Genomic DNA, 17,523 nt, shown 5'->3' on the forward strand with positions numbered 1-17,523 from the left:
CTCAGTTCCCCTTGCTCAGGCTGGCGGAGTTGGCCTCTCGGCCATCATCGGCGGCGGACAGCGGCCGCGCCGGAGTGCGTTTGGTGCCAGGGCCACCAGGTTTGTGCTCGTCACCCTCACCGGTCTGCGGCCCTTTGCGCACCAGGCGCATCATGTAGCCAAGGCCGGTGCCGAACAGGGCGAAGTACACCACCACGAAGGCCACCAGGGTGAAGCCGAGCTGGGCGTAACTGTGGTTGGACACACCGTCTGCCGTGCGCATCAGGCCATACACCACCCAGGGCTGGCGGCCGATTTCGGTGGTGAACCAGCCGGCCAGCAGCGCGATCAGCCCGGAAGGGCCCATCCACAGGGCCAGGTACAGGAACGGCCGCGAGGTGTAGAGCGTGCCGCGCTTGCGCAGCCAGAGGCTCCACAGGCCGACGAAGATCATCAGGAAGCCCAGCCCGACCATGATCCGGAACGACCAGAAGACGATGGTCGAGTTGGGCCGGTCTTCGGGCGGGAACTCCTTCATCGCCGGCACCTGCTTGTCCAGGCTGTGGGTCAGGATCAGGCTGCCGAGCGCCGGGATCTCGAGCTTGAAGCGGGTGGTTTCGGCCTGCATGTCGGGAATGCCGAACAAGATCAGCGGGGTCGGCTCACCGGGCACGTTCTCCCAGTGGCCTTCGATCGCGGCGATTTTCACCGGCTGGTGCTTGAGCGTGTTGAGGCCATGGAAGTCACCGATCACCGCCTGGATCGGGGCGACGATCAGCGCCATCCACATGGCCATCGACAGCATCTTGCGCACCGCCGGGTTGTCACGCCCGCGCAGCAGGTGCCAGGCCGCCGAGGCACCGACGAAGAACGCGGTGGCAACGAACGCGGCCGTGGCCATGTGCATCAGGCGGTAAGGGAACGAGGGGTTGAATACCACCGCCAGCCAGTCCACCGGCACCACCCGGCCATCGATGATCTCGTGGCCTTGCGGGGTCTGCATCCAACTGTTGGAGGCGAGGATCCAGAAGGTTGAGACCAGGGTGCCGAGCGCCACCATCACCGTGGAAAAGAAGTGCAGGCCACGGCCGACGCGGTTCCAGCCAAACAGCATGACCCCCAGGAAGCCAGCCTCGAGGAAGAACGCGGTCAGCACCTCGTAGGTGAGCAGCGGGCCGGTAATGGCGCCGGCGAAGTCGGAGAAGCGGCTCCAGTTGGTACCGAACTGGTAGGCCATGACCAGGCCGGAAACCACCCCCATGCCGAAGTTGACGGCGAAGATTTTCGACCAGAAGTGATAAAGGTCACGGTAGACCTGGTTGTTGGTCCGCAGCCAGAGGCCTTCGAGGACTGCCAGGTAGCTCGCCAGGCCAATGGTGATGGCCGGGAACAGGATATGGAACGACACGGTAAAGGCAAACTGCATTCGGGCGAGCTCTAAGGCCTCTATTCCGAACATGGTGCTTCCTCTTCAGATAATCCGGCGTCCGGGCCGCTGGCCCCGTCGCCCACTGCCCCCACGGTAGTCGAGTGCGGCGCGTTGGAATTGTTCTGTTCGATCGCAGGGATTTCGGCCCAAGGGCCCGATCGTTACATCTGGAACGATTGACCCAGATCAACGATTGCTAGGAAGCATAGTCCTGAATGGCCCGCCGGGCCGTGTGGTTGATTGCCGCGTGACCGGTTGCCCCACCCCCTTTCATGACGCGTGAAAAAGTGCCGACCCCGGCAAACAGTAACCGTTTGTTACAAACAGATGATACGCTGCGCACCCCTCTACTGCGCCGAGGCCCCTGGTTTCCGATGTCCGATTCCGCACCGCAGTTGTTGCGTCACCACCGCCCTTTCCTGGCCTTCTGGCTGGCCCGCGTGTTCACCGCCAGCGGCTTCCAGATGCTCACCGTGGCCATTGGCTGGCACCTCTACCAATTGACCGGCAATGTGCTGGACCTGGGCCTGGTCGGCCTGGTCGAGTTCGCCCCACGGGTGCTGTTCATGCTGCACACCGGGCATGTCGCCGACCGCTATGACCGGCGCAAGGTCGCTGCGCTGTGCCAGAGCCTGCAGGGGCTGATAGCCCTGGCACTGGCGCTGGGCAGTGCCACCGACAACGTCACCCGCGAGCTGATCTTCGCCCTCGCCTTCCTGCTCGGTGCCACGCGTTCGTTCGAAATGCCGGCGACCCAGGCGCTGCTGCCCAACGTGGTACCGGCCGGGCTGTTCCCACGCGCGGTGGCGGCTTCGGCCTCGGCCACCCAGTCGGCAACCATTGTGGCGCCGGCGGTGGGCGGCTTCCTGTATGCCTTCGGCAGCATCTGGGTATACGGCCCCACCGTGGCCCTGTACGCCATCGCCTGCGTGCTGACCCTGAGCCTGCAGGCACGCGGCCAGGTGGCCCAGCGCGGGCGCGCCAGCATCGAATCGCTGCTGGCCGGCATCCGCTTCATTCGCAGCCGGCCGGACATCCTCGGCGCCATCTCGCTGGACCTGTTCGCCGTATTGCTGGGTGGGGCCACCGCGCTGCTGCCGGTGTTCGCCAAGGACATCCTGCTGACCGGCCCGCTGGGCCTCGGCCTGCTGCGCTCGGCGCCAGCGGTGGGGGCGTTGCTGATGTCGCTGTGGCTGGCGCGCTTCCCGTTCGAGCGCAACGTGGGGCGGACCATGTTCACGGCAGTGGGCGTGTTCGGCGTGGCGACCATCGCCTTCGGCCTTTCGACCTCGTTCTGGTTCTCACTGGCAGTGCTGGTGGTGCTGGGCGCGGCGGACATGATCAGCATGGTTATCCGCGGCGCCTTCGTGCAGCTGGAGACGCCGGATGAAATGCGCGGGCGGGTGAGTGCGGTGAACGGCTTGTTCATTGGTGCCTCGAATCAGCTCGGCGAGTTCGAATCGGGGGTGACCGCGCACTGGTTTGGCACAGTGCCGGCGGTGGTGCTGGGTGGGGTGGGTACGTTGGTGGTGACTGGGGTGTGGATAAAGCTGTTCCCGACACTGGCCAAGCGGGACCGGTTGCATAACGGTTGATCTGTAGCCTGTACCGGCCCTTTCGCGGGTAAACCCGCTCCCACAAGGACCGCGCCGCCATCAGGCCTGGTGGAGTACCTGTGGGAGCGGGTTCACCCGCGAAGAGGCCGGCACAGGGAAAAAATTACCATTCCCCAACGGCCATAGGCCCCCGCCAAGCATGCTGGTATGATGCGCGGCTTTTTTCCGCCCCACACAAAACCACGGCAACCGGTACGGTCTGTGCTTTGCTGATGGGGTCGATACATTCATGGCGCCGGGGGCGCCTCGGGGAGCGGGCATGCTGGAAAGGCTGTTTCAACTAAAAGCACACAACACCAATGTGCGCACCGAGATTCTCGCGGGCGTCACTACCTTCCTGGCCATGGCCTACATCCTGTTCGTCAACCCGAGCATCCTCGGCGAGACTGGCATGGACAAGGGCGCGATCTTCGTCGCCACCTGCCTGGCCGCGGCCATCGGCTCGGTGACCATGGGCCTGATCGCCAACTACCCGATCGCCCTGGCGCCGGGCATGGGCCTGAACGCGTTCTTCACCTACACCGTGGTCCTGCACATGGGCCACACCTGGCAGGTGGCACTGGGTGCGGTGTTCCTGTCGGCGGTGATGTTCTTCCTGCTGTCGATCTTCCGCATCCGCGAATGGATCGTGAACAGCATCCCGCTGCCGCTGCGTTCGGCCATTGCCGCGGGTATCGGCCTGTTCCTGGCATTGATCGCCCTGCATAACGCAGGCATCGTCGTCGATAACCCGGCCACCCTGGTGGGCCTGGGCGACCTCAAGCAGCCGGCACCGATCCTCGCCACTCTGGGCTTCTTCCTGATCGTCGGCCTCGAGTCGCTGAAAGTGCGCGGCGCCGTGCTGATCGGCATTCTCGCCGTAACCATCGCCTCGATCCTGATGGGCGTGACGCCCTTCGGCGGCGTGGTCTCGATGCCGCCATCGCTGGCCCCGACCTTCCTGCAGCTGGACATCGCCGGCGCGCTGGATGTGGGCCTGGTCAGCGTGATCTTCGCCTTCCTGTTCGTCGACCTGTTCGACAACTCCGGCACCCTGATCGGCGTGGCCAAGCGCGCTGGGCTGATGGGCAAGGACGGCCACATGCCGAAGATGGGTCGTGCCCTGATCGCCGACAGTACCGCAGCCATGGCCGGCTCCCTGCTGGGCACCTCGACCACCACCAGCTACATCGAATCCGCCGCGGGCGTGAGCGCCGGTGGCCGCACCGGCCTGACTGCCATCGTGGTCGCCGTGCTGTTCCTGCTGGCGCTGTTCTTCGCCCCGCTGGCCGGTAGCGTGCCGGCCTTCGCCACCGCCCCGGCGCTGCTGTTCGTCGCGGTGCTGATGGCCTCGGGCCTGGCAGAAATAAACTGGGACGACGTCACCGAAGCCGCACCGGTGGTAGTGACCGCCCTGGCCATGCCGCTGACCTACTCGATCGCCAACGGCATCGCCTTCGGCTTCATTTCCTGGACCGCCGTCAAGCTGATCTCCGGCCGCCACCGCGACCTGAACCCGGCCCTGGTGATCCTTTCCATCCTGTTCGTCATCAAGCTGGGCTGGTTCAACGCATGAGTGCTGCTTTCGACCCCTCCTCCTACACCACCCAGCTGGACGCCAAGGTGGCCCGGCTGCGCGAGCTGCTGGCGCCGTTCGGCGCGCCGGAGCCGGCCGTTTTCGACTCGCCGCGCGAGCATTACCGCCTGCGCGCCGAATTCCGCCTGTGGCGCGAGGATGGCCAGCGCCACTACGCCATGTTCGCCCCGGGCGAGAAACACAAGGCGATCCTGATCGACGACTTCCCCATCGCCAGCCAGCGCATCAATGCACTGATGCCGCGCCTGAAGGCGGCCTGGCAGGCCAGCGAGGAGCTGGGCAACCGCCTGTTCCAGGTGGAATTCCTCACCACCCTGGCTGGCGATGCCATGGTCACCCTGTGCTACCACCGCCCACTGGACGAGGCCTGGGAAACGGCCGCACGGCAGTTGGCCGAGGACCTGGGCGTGAGCATCATCGGCCGCTCCAAGGGCAAGCGACTGGTCATCGGCCGTGACTACGCGGTGGAAAAACTCGACGTCGCTGGCCGTGTGTTCAGCTACCGCCAGCCGGAAGGCGCGTTCACCCAGCCCAACGGCGCGGTGAACCAGAAGATGCTGAGCTGGGCCTTCGAGGCCATCGGCGAGCGCGACGACGACCTGCTGGAGCTGTACTGCGGCAATGGCAACTTCACCCTGCCGCTGGCCACCCGCGTACGCCAGGTGCTGGCCACGGAAATCAGCAAGACCTCGGTCAATGCCGCGCTGAGCAACCTCGACGAGAACGCTGTGGATAACGTGCGGCTGGTGCGCCTGTCGGCAGAGGAGCTGACCCAGGCGCTGAATGAGGTGCGGCCGTTCCGCCGGCTGGAAGGCATCGACCTGAAGAGCTACGAGTTCGGTACGGTGTTCGTCGACCCGCCGCGGGCGGGGATGGACCCGGATACCTGCGAGCTGACCCGGCGTTTCGAGCGGATCCTGTACATCTCGTGCAACCCGGAGACGCTGGCGGCGAACATTGCCCAGCTGCAGGACACCCACCGCATCGAACGGTGTGCGTTGTTTGACCAGTTCCCGTATACCCACCATATGGAGAGTGGGGTTTTGCTGGTTCGGCGCTGACGGTTGAAAGTGACTGGGGCCGCTCTGCGGCCCTTTCGCGACACAAGGCCGCTCCCACAAAGACCTGCGTACACCGATCAATGTGGGAGCGGCCTTGCGTCGCGATGGGCTGCAAAGCAGCCCCCAGACTCGACTCAGAAGTCGAAGAACACCGTCTCCCCTTCCCCCTGAATACGGATATCGAAGCGATACGCCGTCTTCCCGTCCACCTCGCAACGCTTGGCCACCAGGGTCTCGCGCCGCTGCGGCTGCTCGATCAGGTTGAGCACCGGGCACTTGGCATTGGCCTCGGCCTCGTCATCGAAATACAGCCGCGTGTGCAGGTGGATGTTGATGCCCCGGGCAAACAGGCTGATGTTGATGTGCGGCGCCATCGGCACGCCCGCAGCGTTGTTCACCACACCCGGCTTGACCGTGTGCAGGGTCCACTCACCGGCATCGAAGGTGGTGGCGGTGCGGCCGAAGCTGTTGAAGGCGTTTTCCAGGTTGTAGGCATCCTGGTACTCGCCGTTGGCATCGGCTTGCCACACTTCCAGGAACGAATCGCGCACCAGGTGGCCGTTACCGTCATACACCTGGCCGATCAGCAGGATGTGCTCGCCCGGCGCGTCCGGCTTGGCCAGGCGGTTCCAGATTTCCTGGTCGCGGGTCGGGTTGCCGGCCGCTTCCAGGGCCAGGCCGATGTGCACGTAGGGGCCGGCGGTCTGCGAAGGGGTTTCCGGCAGCAGTTCGATTGGCATGGCGGGGTCCTCAGCAGTTTTCGAAGTGGGTTTTGCGCTGGCCGCGCAGCACGATGTCGAAGCGGTAGGCCAGGCAGTCCATCGGGTTGGCGTTGCTCATGTCGAGCTTGGCGATCAACTGCTGCACGGCTTGCGGGTTGGCGATCGACTTGACGATCGGGCACATCGGGATCAGCGGGTCACCCTCGAAGTACAGCTGGGTGATCAGCTTGGTGGCGATCGACGGGCCGCTGATGGCGAAGTGGATGTGCGCCGGGCGCCAGTCGTTCGGGCCGTTGCGCCATGGGTAAGGGCCCGGCTTGATGGTGCGGAAGCTGTAGTAGCCATCACGGTCGGTCAGGCAACGGCCGACGCCACCGAAGTTCGGGTCCAGCGGCGCCAGGTAGCGGTCGTTCTTGTGACGGTAACGGCCGCCGGCGTTGGCCTGCCACATTTCCACCAGGGTATTCGGCACAGGCTTGCCGTACTGGTCGACGACACGGCCGGCGACGATGATGCGCTCGCCGATCGGCAAGCCGCCGTTGTTGAAGTTCAGCAGCAGGTCATGGTCATGGGCGCCGAAGCCCAGATGGGAAAAGTCCGGGCCGGTGGTTTCGCTGATCGACTGCGGGATGCTGACCAGTGCCTGGCGTGGCGAGCGGGCAATGGACGTCTTGTAGTCAGGCGTAAGGGCTTTCGGGTGCCAGTTGCGATCACGGATCACGAAGCGGCTGTTGTCCTGGGCGGGCATGCCGGTTTCCTCTCTTGGAATTATGGAAATGCGCGGGGGGTTATTTGAAACCCTGTCGCGGGCAAGCCCGCTCCCACATGCAGTTTCAGGCAGGTAGCGTGCAATGAATATTGAAATCAGCCACATCAAACATAACCATGTGGTTATGCATAAGCACCTTGGCCTGACACTCGCCGCCGTCGTGGACTAATCTTTGTCTTCTTGTTTCACGCTCCGGAGAGCATTCATGGATTGGCGAAAAGGCCGACGCAGCGACAATGTGGTCGATGCCCGAGGCGAAGGTGGTGGCGGCGGCATGCGTTTCGGCGGCGGCAAGGGGCTGGGGCTTGGTGCGGTGCTGCTGATTGTCGGCATCGGCTGGCTCACCGGCCAGGACCCGTTGCAGATTCTTGGCCAGCTCGCCGGTCAGATGGAGCAACAACAGCAGGCCCCCAGCAGCGCGGGCGGCAAGGCCCCGCCGGCCAACGACCAGCAGGCCGAGTTCGTCGCCTCGATCCTGGGCGACACCGAAGACACCTGGAAAGCCCTGTTCGCCGAGGGCGGCAAGCAGTACCGCGACCCCAAGCTGGTGCTGTTCAGCGGCCAGGTCAATTCGGCCTGTGGCTTTGCCTCGGCGGCGGTGGGGCCCTTCTACTGCCCGGCAGACCAGCGGGTCTACCTGGACATGTCGTTCTTCCGCGAAATGGAAACCCGCTTCGCCGCAGCCGGCGACTTTGCCCAGGCCTACGTGATCGCCCACGAAATCGGCCATCACGTACAGACCCTGCTGGGCGTGTCGGCCAAAGTCGATGCCGCGCGCCGCAGTGGCCAGCGCATGGAAGGCGACAATGGCCTGCTGGTGCGCCAGGAGCTGCAGGCCGACTGCCTGGCCGGGGTATGGGCCTACCAGGCGCAGAAGCGCCTGAACTGGCTGGAACCGGGCGACGTCGAAGAGGCACTGAACGCGGCCAATGCCATTGGCGATGACCGCCTGCAGCAGCAAGGCCGCGGGCGCGTGGTACCAGACTCGTTCACCCACGGCACCTCGGCGCAGCGGGTGCGCTGGTTCAAGGCCGGGTTTGCCGAGGGCGAAGTGAACCGCTGCGATACCTTCAGCGCGCGCAACCTTTGAATAGCTTCCAAAACCGACGCGATCCCTGTAGGAGCGGCTTTAGCCGCGAACACCGGCAAAGCCGGTGCCATACACCGCGTCGCCTGCTTCGCGGGCACGCCCGCTCCCACAGGTAAATCGCTGCCCTTGAAGTTGGCGCTATCCCTGTGGGAGCGGGCATGCCCGCGAAGGGCTGCAAGGCAGCCCCAATCAAGCCAGTTACAAATCTGCTGAAAAAGCGTTTCAGCTTCCTCCATCACTGCCGATAACCCCTGCACGAATCAGCGGGCATCCAGAACAACAACGCCTGGCGATCGAGATCAAGCGAGCGAAAACAACTTCTGGAGAGCGTGCATGAACAGCTGGTTCGCCAACATCAGCGTCAACCTCAAACTCGGCCTGGGCTTCGGCCTGGTACTGATCCTCACCGGCCTGCTGGCCCTGACCGGCTGGACCAGCCTGGGCAGCCTGATCGACCGCAGCAACTGGATGGGCGATATCGGCCAGCTCAACAAGGACCTGACCGACCTGCGCATTGCCCGCCTGCAGTACATGATCGCCAACGGCGACGATGCCGCCGCCGCCAACACCCAGACCAAGCTGGACGCCTTCAGCAAACAGCAGGCCTACCTGGCCAGCACCTTCAAGAGCCCGGAAAACATCAAGCTGCTGGGTGAACTGGGCGAGACCATCAGCGCCTACAAGGTGTCGCTGAACAAGATGCGCCAGGGCTACGACGCCACCCGGACCGCGCGCACGGCCATGGACGGTTCGGCCAGCCGCGCCGACCAAGCCATGGACGCCCTCAGCCAGGAAGTCATGGCGCGCCCCGAAGCCGACAGCGTGCGCCTGGCCCAGTACCAGCTGATCAGCAAGGCCCGCCAGCAACTGCTGCAGGTGCGCATCGACGTACGCGGCTACATTGCCGAAAACAGCGCTGCCAACGAGCAGGCCGCCCTGCGCCAGCTGGACGCCGCCCTGGCCGAAATCGACAACCTCAAGCGCCAGCTGCCGGCCGAAGACACGCGCCTGCAACAGTTCGAAGGCTCGGTGCTGGCCTACCGTGACGCCGTGCGCCAGTTCCGCGATGCGGTCGCCAACATCACCACTGCGCGCGCCGAAATGACCGTGCAGGGTGCCGACATCGTCAAGCGCAGCGACGCGCTGTACCAGATCCAGCTGCAGCGCCGCGACATCGAGAGCACCCAGGCTCGCAGCCTGCAGGCCATCGCCACGCTGCTGGCGCTGCTGGTCGGCGTGCTGGCGGCAGTGCTGATCACCCGGCAGATCACCCGCCCGCTGCGCGACACCATGGTGGCAGTGGAAAAGATCGCCAGCGGCGACCTCACCCAGCATCTGCGCGTCACCCGCCGCGACGAACTGGGCGTGCTGCAGCAAGGCATCGCCCGCATGGGCACCACCTTGCGCGAGCTGATCAGCGGCATCCGCGACGGCGTCACTCAGATCGCCAGCGCTGCCGAGGAATTGTCGGCGGTGACCGAGCAGACCAGCGCCGGCGCCAACAGCCAGAAGGTCGAGACCGACCAGGTGGCCACCGCCATGCACGAAATGGCCGCTACCGTTCAGGAAGTGGCGCGCAATGCCGAACAGGCCTCGCATGCCGCCACCGGTGCCGATGACGAAGCCCGTGCCGGCGACCGCGTGGTGGGCGAAGCAATTGGTCAGATCGAGCGCCTGGCCGAGGACATGCACCGCTCCACCGAAGCCATGAACCTGCTGCAGCAGGAAAGCCAGAAGATCGGCAGCGTGATGGACGTGATCAAGTCGGTGGCCGAACAGACCAACCTGCTGGCGCTGAACGCAGCGATCGAGGCGGCGCGTGCCGGCGAGGCCGGGCGTGGTTTTGCCGTGGTCGCCGATGAAGTGCGTGGCCTGGCCCAGCGCACGCAGAAGTCCACCGAAGAGATCGAAGAACTGATCGCCAGCCTGCAGCATGGGACCCAGCAAGTGGCTACGGCCATGCACGGCAGCCGTACCCTGACCGACAGCAGCGTCGAGCTGGCGCGCAAGGCCGGGGCTTCGCTGGAGAGCATCACCAGCACGGTGTCGAGCATCCAGTCGATGAACCAGCAGATTGCCGCGGCGGCGGAACAGCAGAGTGCGGTGGCGGAGGAAATCAGCCGCAGCATCCTGAATGTGCGCGATGTGTCGGAGCAGACGGCGGCGGCCAGTGACGAGACGGCGGCGTCCAGCGTGGAGCTGGCGCGGTTGGGTGGGCAGTTGCAGACGTTGGTCAGCCAGTTCCGCGTCTGACCTGAAGACCCTGGGGCCGCTTTGCGGCCCATCGCCGGCAAGCCAGGCTCCCACAGGGATAGCACAGGCCTCGGGGCTGCGCCGTACCTGTGGAGCTGGCTTGCCGGCGATAGGGCCGGAACTGACGATCGCTTACTTGACGACCATCCCTACCCCACGCCCACGCGGATCCGAAGCGGTCTCCAGCTTCGTCCCATCAACCCGGATCGCCTGGATATCCCCCATCTCCCAGCCCTGGTCCTCCAGCACATAGCCCATTTTCTTCAGTTCATCAGCCACCGGCCCGGTCAGCGGCGCATAGCTGTCGAAGTAGATGGTGTCCTTGGGCAGCAACTGATGGTGCACGCGCTGCGCCGCCACCGCCTTGTCCAGCGGCATGTCGTAGTCGTACAGGTTGTTCATCACCTGGAAGATCGAGGTGAAGATCCGCGAGCCACCCGGGGTACCGATGACCAGCTCGACCTTGCCATCACGGGTCATCAGGCTGGGGCTCATGGACGACAGCATGCGCTTGCCCGGGGCGATGGCATTGGCATCGCCGCCAACTACACCAAAGGCGTTCGCCGCCCCCGGCTTGGCGCTGAAATCGTCCATCTCGTCGTTGAGCAGGAAGCCGGCGCCTTTCACCACCACACCACTGCCGTAATCGAGGTTGAGGGTGTAGGTGTTGCTGACCGCATTGCCCTGCTTGTCGACGATCGAGAAGTGCGTGGTCTGGTGCGGTTCCAGGCCCGGCTTGACCTTGTCGGTGTCGGAAATGGCCTTCGGGTTGACCTGCGCGGCGCGCTTGGCCAGGTAGTCCTTGGCCACCAGCTGATCCACCGGCACTTTGGTGAAGGCCGGGTCGCCAAGGTAGTCGGCGCGGTCGGCGAACACACGCTTCTCGATCTCGGCCAACAGGTGTATGTACTGCGCCGAGTTGTGCGCCACACCCTTGAAGTCCGCCGCGCGGTTTTCCTTGATGCCCAGCAGTTGGGCCAGGGCGACGCCACCGGAGCTTGGCGGTGGCGCGGTATACACCACGTTGCCACGCCAGCTCACGGCCATCGGCTCACGCCAAACGGCCTTGTAGTCCTTGAGGTCCTGTTTGGTGATCAGGCCCTTGTCGGCCTGCATCTGCGCCACCAGCAGGTCGGCGGTCTTGCCCTGGTAGAACTCGCTCACGCCCTTGTCGGCGATGCGTTCCAAGGTCTGGGCCATTTCCGGTTGCTTGAACAGCTCGCCGACCTTCATGTTGCCGAAGTAGTCGTTGAAATTGGTGGCAGTCTTGAACATGCCCTGGGCATCGTTGCGGTACTGGTACTGCTTTGCGGCCACCTTGAAGCCGTTTTTCGCATAGCCGATGGCCGGGGTCAGCAGCTCGCTCCAGGGCAGCTTGCCGAACTTCTGGTGCGCCTCCCACAACCCCATCACCGTGCCCGGTACGCCAGCAGCGCGTGCCCCGACCAGGCTCAGGTTCTCGATGACCTCACCCTTTTCGTCCAGGTACATGTTGCGCGTGGCGGCCTGGGGCGCGACTTCGCGGTAGTCGAGGAAGTAGGGTTTGCCGTCGACGAACAGGGTCATGAACCCGCCACCGCCGATGTTGCCGGCCTCGGGATAAGTCACCGCCAGGGTGAAAGCCGTGGCCACTGCCGCATCCACCGCGTTGCCGCCTTTCTTGAGGATGTCGGCGGCCACCTGTGCACCATATTGATCGGGCGCGGCCACCGCGCCGCCCTCAAGGTTGGCGGCATGAACCGAGGAACAGCTCAGGATCGCGGCTGCGAGAGCCAGGTACTGGAACGGAGCAATACGCATGACACTTCCTTGGTGTTGTTTTTGTTGAGCAGTCAGTAAGGCCGAAGCGCTTCGACTGTGCAATCAACCGCAGGAAGTTTCGCCGCCCGTGGGCAGGATTTGTCGCGTTCAGGCAACTCAGCTGGCGTACATCGCCAACTTGCGCTGGATGAAATCGAGGAAGCACCGGATACGCAGCGCCAGCTGGGTGTTGCGGTAGTACACCGCATGGATCGGCTGACGGTAGCCGTTGTTGGCTTCGCTCAGCAGCACTTGCAGGCGCCCGGTGCGGATGTCCTCGTGGGTCATGAAGTGCGACAGGCTGACAATGCCCTCGCCAGCCAGCGCCAGTTGGCGCAAGGTCTCGCCGCTGGAGGCGATCAGCGCCGGGCGGATGCTCCAGCGGTCACCCTGGGCATGGCGCAGTGGCCAGTGGTTGAGCGATTCGGGCTGGCTGAAGCCAAGCAGGCAGTGGTTGGCCAGGTCCTCGACCCGCTGCGGCGTGCCGTGCTGCTCGAGGTAGGCCGGGCTGGCCAGCACCTGTACCGGGCTGCAACCCAGGCTGCGTGCGTGCAGGCTGGAGTCAGCCAGTTCACCGATGCGGATCGCCACATCGGTGCTCTGCTCCAGCAGGTCGATGATCAGGTCGTCGGTATTGAGTTCCAGTTCGATGCCAGGGTATTGACGGCGGAACTCGCCGATCCACGGCAGGATGGCATGCAGCATGAACGGCGCGGCGGCGTTGATGCGCAGGCGCCCGGTGGGGGTCTGGCGGTTCATCGACAGGCGCTCTTCCATCTCGTCCATCTGCTCCAGGATCAGCCGCGCGCGTTCGAGGAAGAAGCGGCCCTCCTCGGTCAGGTCCATGCGCCGAGTGGTGCGGTTGACCAGCGTGGTACCCAGCTTGCCCTCAAGGCGCGACAGGGTACGGCTGACGGCGGACGGGGTCTGGCCCATCTGCTCGGCAGCAGCGGAAATCGAGCCGCAGTCGATGACGGCGACGAATACCTGGAGTTCTTCGGATCGGGTTTTCACATCTGCGCCTGTGGTTGGTCTCTGCAGGGATTAGATAGCCGCTTGTCGAGGCCAAGTCCAGCGGTGCCTGTACGGGCCTCTTCGCGGGCTTGCCCGCTCCCACAGGGATCACAAAGATTTCAAGGACTGTGGAGTACCTGTGGGAGCGGGCAAGCCCGCGAAGAGGCCGGCACAGAGAAAACCTTACTGTGCCTTGCCGAACACCTTGTCCAGATGCGCCTCATAGGCCGCCAAAGCAGCCGGCACATCCGGCCGCTTCATCACATCCACGGCCAGGAAAGTCGGCAGCCCGGTCATGCCGAGGAACTGGTTGGCCTTGTGGAACGGGAAGTACACCGCATCCACCCCTTTGCCCTCGAAGAAATCGCTCGGGTCGTCGAATGCCTGCTGCGGTGCATTCCAGGTCAGCGAAAGCATGTACTGCTTGCCGTGCACCAGGCCACCGCTGCCGTACTTCTGCGAGTAGTCCGCACGGGTACGGCCGTCGTTGGCATACAGGCTGCCGTGGCCTGCGGTGAACACCTCGTCGATGTACTTCTTCACGGTCCATGGCGCACCCATCCACCAGCCAGGCATCTGGTAAATCACCACATCGGCCCAGAGGAACTTCTCCACCTCTTCCCGGGCGTCGTAGCCGCCGTCGATGAAGGTCTGGCGCACATCGAAACCGGCCCGGTCCAGGTGAGCGATGGCCGCTTCGTGCAAGGTCGCGTTGAGGCGACCGTCGGAGTGAGCGAACTGTTTACCACCGTTGAGCAAAAGGATCTTCTTCATGCGGGCCTCGCGGAAAAGTCAGGCCGGCAGGTTAGGGGCTCGCGGGCGCGGGATACAGTAATGCATAGGCAAAATACAATTGACCTGAAGTCACGAATGAACAATACATTATTGCCTTAGAATCGCATCACCTCCCATCAACGAGTAGCGACCCATGAGTGAGCAGTACGCCTTCATCCTCAAAGCCAAGACCCGCCCGGAAATGGCTGAAGCGTTCGAAACCCTGTTCCGCGCCTACGTCGAGCCAAGCCGCCAGGAGCCGGGCTGCATCGAATACCACATGCTGCGCGACAAGCAGGACCCGAGCCTGTTCGTGTTCTTCGAGGTCTGGGCCGACAAGGCCGCGCTGGATGTGCATTCGGCCCTGCCGCACATGACAGCGTTCTTCGAAAAACGCATGGACTACCTGGAACGCGACTTCGACATCCAGATGATCGACATGCTCAGCGCATCAAGCGCTAACCGCTGATCAGCAAATGGCCGCCGAGTGCGGCCAGGCCGATGAAGAAGCAGCGTTTGAACAGCAGCGCGCTGATGCGCTGACGCAGCCACTGGCCGGCCAGCATGCCGAGCAAGGCCGGCGCCAGCATCAGCAGCGAAGCACCCAGTGCCTGGCCACCCAGGGCATCCTGCCCGGCCAGGCCAACGGCCAAGGCCAGGGTCGAAACCGTGAACGACAGGCCCAGGGCCTGGACCATCTGATCCCGACTCAAACCCAGGCTCTGCAGGTAGGGCACAGCCGGTATCACGAACACCCCGGTCGCCGCCGTGACCACGCCCGTGACCAGCCCGCAAAGCGGCGCCAGCCAAGGCTCCCGCCCCGGTGCCAGGCGCAGGCCCGGGCCGACCAGCCCGTACAGCGCATACACCATCAAGGCCGCGCCCAGTGCATGTGCGGCCCAAGGGCCGCTGTTGATTCCCAGCCAGGCACTGCCCAGCAAGGTACCGACGAAGATCATCGCCAGCATCGGCCACAGGCGTGCCAGCAAGCCCCGCAGGTGCCCACCAATGGCCAACTGCCACAGGTTGGTGAGGGTCGAAGGCACGATCAGCAATGCCGCAGCCTGCGCCGGTGACATAGCCAGGCCCAGCAGGCCCATGGCGAATGTCGGCAGGCCGAGGCCGATCACGCCCTTCACCGCGCCGGCCAGCAGGAAGGTCAGTACCACCAGCAGCGACAGCGCTGGGCCAATGTTCTGGTAGAAAGCGAGCAAGGTATTCATGGGCCGATGATGGCGTGCGCCGGCCGGGGTGAAAATCTGCCATATACTCAGCCAGACTCTTGCCAGGACAGAGCCACATGCATTTCGACCTGATCGACCTCAGGCTGTTCCAGCACACCCTGGAGTGCGGCAACATCACCGCCGGTGCCAGCCGCAGCCATCTGTCGCTGGCAGCAGCCAGTGCGCGCATCCGCGCCATGGAGGCATCGCTGGGCATCCCTTTGCTGGAACGCAACCGCCGTGGCGTACAAGCAACTCCGGCCGGCCAGGCACTGCTGCAGCATGCCCGGCTGATATCGCAGCAGGTCGAGCGCCTGCAGTTCGACCTGGGCCAGTACGCGCAAGGGCAGCAGGGCCAGGTGCGCCTGCTGTGCAACACGGCGGCACTCACGGAGTACCTGCCAGAGCTGCTGGCCGGCTACCTGGCTGAAAACCCTGGAGTCAGCGTGGACGTGCAGGAGTTGCCGAGCCTGCGCATCGTGCAGTCGATTACCCAGGGCATGGCAGACCTGGGCATCGTTTCGACCGCCGCACCCAGCGCGCACCTGCAGACCCGGCCGTTTCGCGAAGACCCGCTGGTGCTGGTAACGCCGCAGCGCCACCCGCTGGCCAACGAGGTCGCGCCGAGCTTCATCGATAGCCTGGCCCATGGCTATGTCGGCCTGGGGGCTGGCAGTGCACTGGCGTTGTACCTGGAAGAGCAGGCACTGCGCGAGGGGCGGCGCATGCGGTTTCGAGTGCGTGCCGAGGGGTTCGATGGCGTGATCCGCATGGTTGCGGGCGGGGCCGGGGTGGGGGTGGTGCCGCTGGCTGCGGTGAAACGTTGGCAAGGGGTGTTGCCGTTGCACTGGGTGGCGTTGACGGAACCATGGGCCAATCGCCGGTTGCTGGTGTGTGCACGCGATTTTGCGGCATTGCCGGGGTATGCCGCAGGGTTGGTAACTACCCTCACCCGCTGACGGAGTGGATGGCACGGGCTTCGCCCGTGTTCGCGGGTGAACCCGCTCCCACAGGATATGTGGTATCTCTCGGATGGACGCTATACCTGTGGGAGCGAGCGAGCCCGCGAAGCAGGCACCGCGATTGATGGCACGGGCTTCGCCCGTGTTCGCGGGCGGGCCCGCTCCCACAGGATATGTGGTATCTCTCGGATGGACACTATATCTGTGGGAGCGGGCGAGCCCGCGAAGCAGGCACCGCGATTGATGGCACGGGCTTCGCCCGTGTTCGCGGGTGAACCCGCTCCCACAGGATATTTGGTATCTCTCGGATGGACGCTATACCTGTGGGAGCGGGCGAGCCCGCGAAGCAGGCACCGCGATTGATGGCACGGGCTTCGCCCGTGTTCGCGGGTGAACCCGCTCCCACAGGATATGTGGTATCTCTCGGATGGACACTATACCTGTGGGAGCGGGCGAGCCCGCGAAGCAGGCACCGCGATTGATGGCACGGGCTTCGCCCGTGTTCGCGGGCGGGCCCGCTCCCACAGGGTATGTGGTACCTCTCGGATGGACGCTATACCTGTGGGAGCGGGTTTACCCGCGAAGAAGGCTCACACACAATGGCGCCGTAACGCCCCACCGAAAAGGACTTTCCAGTGGCATCGATCTACCAGCTCAAACCGCGCTTCCAGGCCATGCTCCGCCCTGCTGTCCAGCGCCTCTACGACCGCGGTGTCACCGCCAACCAGGTCACCGTCGCCGCCGCCCTGCTGTCAATCCTGCTGGGCCTGCTGCTGGCTACCCTGCCCCATCTCACCTGGCTGTTCATCCTGATTCCAGTCTGGATGCTGCTGCGCATGGCACTGAACGCCGTCGACGGCATGCTCGCCCGGGAGTTCGGCCAGCAATCCACCCTCGGCGCCTACCTCAACGAACTGTGCGATGTGATCGCCGATGCCGCGCTGTACCTGCCCTTCGCCCTGCTGGCGGGTGTATCGCCAACCTTGGTCGTACTCGTGGTGCTCAGCGCCACCTTCAGCGAATACGCCGGTGTCATGGGCCCGCTGGCCGGCGCCTCACGGCGCTACGACGGCCCCATGGGCAAGAGCGACCGGGCGTTCGCCTTCGGCGTGCTGGGTACCGGCGTCGCCTTCGGCGTGCTGAACGGCGCCTGGATCAACGGCCTGTTGCTGGTCATCCTCGCACTCTCGCTCTATACCCTCTACAACCGGGTTCGCCAGGGGCTGGCCGAAACCCGCTGAGCCCACTGCCGTCG

At 64.6% G+C, this 17,523-nt stretch carries 15 protein-coding genes; 8 read left to right on the plus strand and 7 right to left on the minus strand.

The genetic code is table 11. The annotated features are described in order from the left end of the window. Nucleotide 1 precedes the first annotated feature (1 nt). Nucleotides 2-1,438 (minus strand): cytochrome ubiquinol oxidase subunit I, encoded by a 1,437-nt coding sequence (locus ABX298_RS06380; protein ID WP_025340645.1) that lies wholly within the window; start codon nucleotides 1,436-1,438, stop codon nucleotides 2-4. A gap of 344 nt (nucleotides 1,439-1,782) precedes the next feature. Between ABX298_RS06380 and ABX298_RS06385 the strand changes: the two genes are divergently transcribed. From ABX298_RS06385 to trmA, 3 genes are all read left to right on the plus strand, one after another. Continuing rightward, nucleotides 1,783-3,003: an MFS transporter gene (locus ABX298_RS06385; RefSeq protein WP_025340646.1), complete on the plus strand. Its 1,221-nt coding sequence runs from the start codon at nucleotides 1,783-1,785 to the stop codon at nucleotides 3,001-3,003. Nucleotides 3,004-3,283: 280 nt separating this feature from the next. Continuing rightward, nucleotides 3,284-4,579, plus strand: coding sequence for an NCS2 family permease (locus ABX298_RS06390; protein ID WP_015271803.1), 1,296 nt, complete (start codon nucleotides 3,284-3,286; stop codon nucleotides 4,577-4,579). Beyond that, a complete protein-coding gene (trmA, locus tag ABX298_RS06395; protein WP_075046380.1) occupies nucleotides 4,576-5,661 on the plus strand; it encodes a tRNA (uridine(54)-C5)-methyltransferase TrmA in 1,086 nt (361 codons plus the stop codon). The genes ABX298_RS06390 and trmA overlap by 4 nt, the downstream gene beginning before the upstream one ends. A 134-nt stretch (nucleotides 5,662-5,795) precedes the next feature. Here the strand turns inward: trmA and pcaG are convergent, their stop codons facing one another. Both pcaG and pcaH read right to left on the minus strand, forming a co-directional pair. Continuing rightward, nucleotides 5,796-6,401, minus strand: coding sequence for a protocatechuate 3,4-dioxygenase subunit alpha (pcaG, locus tag ABX298_RS06400; protein WP_015271805.1), 606 nt, complete (start codon nucleotides 6,399-6,401; stop codon nucleotides 5,796-5,798). A gap of 10 nt (nucleotides 6,402-6,411) precedes the next feature. Beyond that, nucleotides 6,412-7,131 carry a protocatechuate 3,4-dioxygenase subunit beta gene (pcaH, locus tag ABX298_RS06405; protein WP_003251597.1) on the minus strand — a complete coding sequence of 240 codons (720 nt, stop codon included), beginning with the start codon at nucleotides 7,129-7,131 and terminating at the stop codon, nucleotides 6,412-6,414. Between the two features lie 226 nt (nucleotides 7,132-7,357). On the opposite strand from pcaH, the gene ABX298_RS06410 reads away from it, so the two are divergent. Then, complete coding sequence (locus ABX298_RS06410; protein ID WP_075046381.1) at nucleotides 7,358-8,242, plus strand: neutral zinc metallopeptidase; 885 nt, start codon at nucleotides 7,358-7,360, stop codon at nucleotides 8,240-8,242. Nucleotides 8,243-8,575: 333 nt separating this feature from the next. Beyond that, entirely contained in the window at nucleotides 8,576-10,495 is a 1,920-nt protein-coding gene (locus ABX298_RS06415; RefSeq protein ID WP_025340649.1) for a methyl-accepting chemotaxis protein, read from the plus strand. 132 nt (nucleotides 10,496-10,627) lie between these two features. On the opposite strand, the gene ggt is transcribed toward ABX298_RS06415, so the two are convergent. The 3 genes from ggt to ABX298_RS06430 form a co-directional block, all read right to left on the minus strand. Continuing rightward, the gene (gene ggt / locus ABX298_RS06420) at nucleotides 10,628-12,295 is read right to left on the minus strand and encodes a gamma-glutamyltransferase (protein ID WP_075046383.1); all 1,668 of its coding nucleotides are present in this window, start codon (nucleotides 12,293-12,295) and stop codon (nucleotides 10,628-10,630) included. A gap of 117 nt (nucleotides 12,296-12,412) precedes the next feature. Beyond that, a complete protein-coding gene (locus ABX298_RS06425; protein ID WP_367394192.1) occupies nucleotides 12,413-13,309 on the minus strand; it encodes a LysR substrate-binding domain-containing protein in 897 nt (298 codons plus the stop codon). A 183-nt stretch (nucleotides 13,310-13,492) separates the two neighbouring features. Continuing rightward, nucleotides 13,493-14,083 carry an NAD(P)H-dependent oxidoreductase gene (locus ABX298_RS06430; protein ID WP_286100573.1) on the minus strand — a complete coding sequence of 197 codons (591 nt, stop codon included), beginning with the start codon at nucleotides 14,081-14,083 and terminating at the stop codon, nucleotides 13,493-13,495. Nucleotides 14,084-14,237: 154 nt separating this feature from the next. On the opposite strand from ABX298_RS06430, the gene ABX298_RS06435 reads away from it, so the two are divergent. Then, nucleotides 14,238-14,552 carry a putative quinol monooxygenase gene (locus ABX298_RS06435; RefSeq protein WP_003258316.1) on the plus strand — a complete coding sequence of 105 codons (315 nt, stop codon included), beginning with the start codon at nucleotides 14,238-14,240 and terminating at the stop codon, nucleotides 14,550-14,552. Here ABX298_RS06435 and ABX298_RS06440 read toward each other — a convergent pair. Beyond that, complete coding sequence (locus tag ABX298_RS06440) at nucleotides 14,542-15,306, minus strand: sulfite exporter TauE/SafE family protein (protein ID WP_367394193.1); 765 nt, start codon at nucleotides 15,304-15,306, stop codon at nucleotides 14,542-14,544. The two genes, ABX298_RS06435 and ABX298_RS06440, sit on opposite strands and share 11 nt — an antisense overlap. 77 nt (nucleotides 15,307-15,383) lie before the next feature. Here ABX298_RS06440 and ABX298_RS06445 point away from each other — a divergent pair, with 77 nt between their 5' ends. Further along, the gene (locus ABX298_RS06445) at nucleotides 15,384-16,265 is read left to right on the plus strand and encodes a LysR substrate-binding domain-containing protein (RefSeq protein ID WP_075046386.1); all 882 of its coding nucleotides are present in this window, start codon (nucleotides 15,384-15,386) and stop codon (nucleotides 16,263-16,265) included. Nucleotides 16,266-16,903: 638 nt separating this feature from the next. Continuing rightward, nucleotides 16,904-17,509 carry a CDP-alcohol phosphatidyltransferase family protein gene (locus ABX298_RS06450; protein WP_075046387.1) on the plus strand — a complete coding sequence of 202 codons (606 nt, stop codon included), beginning with the start codon at nucleotides 16,904-16,906 and terminating at the stop codon, nucleotides 17,507-17,509. Nucleotides 17,510-17,523 lie beyond the last annotated feature (14 nt).

The organism is Pseudomonas sp. X4 (assembly GCF_040784925.1).
GTDB lineage: Bacteria > Pseudomonadota > Gammaproteobacteria > Pseudomonadales > Pseudomonadaceae > Aquipseudomonas > Aquipseudomonas putida_Z.

Coding starts and splice junctions, on each gene's coding strand:
- ABX298_RS06380 (WP_025340645.1), bottom strand. CDS start 1,438: ATGTTCGGAATAGAGGCCTTAGAGCTCGCCCGAATGCAGTTTGCCTTT.
- ABX298_RS06410 (WP_075046381.1), top strand. CDS start 7,358: ATGGATTGGCGAAAAGGCCGACGCAGCGACAATGTGGTCGATGCCCGA.
- ABX298_RS06440 (WP_367394193.1), bottom strand. CDS start 15,306: ATGAATACCTTGCTCGCTTTCTACCAGAACATTGGCCCAGCGCTGTCG.
- ABX298_RS06390 (WP_015271803.1), top strand. CDS start 3,284: ATGCTGGAAAGGCTGTTTCAACTAAAAGCACACAACACCAATGTGCGC.
- pcaG (WP_015271805.1), bottom strand. CDS start 6,401: ATGCCAATCGAACTGCTGCCGGAAACCCCTTCGCAGACCGCCGGCCCC.
- ABX298_RS06445 (WP_075046386.1), top strand. CDS start 15,384: ATGCATTTCGACCTGATCGACCTCAGGCTGTTCCAGCACACCCTGGAG.
- ABX298_RS06435 (WP_003258316.1), top strand. CDS start 14,238: ATGAGTGAGCAGTACGCCTTCATCCTCAAAGCCAAGACCCGCCCGGAA.
- ABX298_RS06430 (WP_286100573.1), bottom strand. CDS start 14,083: ATGAAGAAGATCCTTTTGCTCAACGGTGGTAAACAGTTCGCTCACTCC.
- ggt (WP_075046383.1), bottom strand. CDS start 12,295: ATGCGTATTGCTCCGTTCCAGTACCTGGCTCTCGCAGCCGCGATCCTG.
- ABX298_RS06415 (WP_025340649.1), top strand. CDS start 8,576: ATGAACAGCTGGTTCGCCAACATCAGCGTCAACCTCAAACTCGGCCTG.
- pcaH (WP_003251597.1), bottom strand. CDS start 7,131: ATGCCCGCCCAGGACAACAGCCGCTTCGTGATCCGTGATCGCAACTGG.
- trmA (WP_075046380.1), top strand. CDS start 4,576: ATGAGTGCTGCTTTCGACCCCTCCTCCTACACCACCCAGCTGGACGCC.
- ABX298_RS06385 (WP_025340646.1), top strand. CDS start 1,783: ATGTCCGATTCCGCACCGCAGTTGTTGCGTCACCACCGCCCTTTCCTG.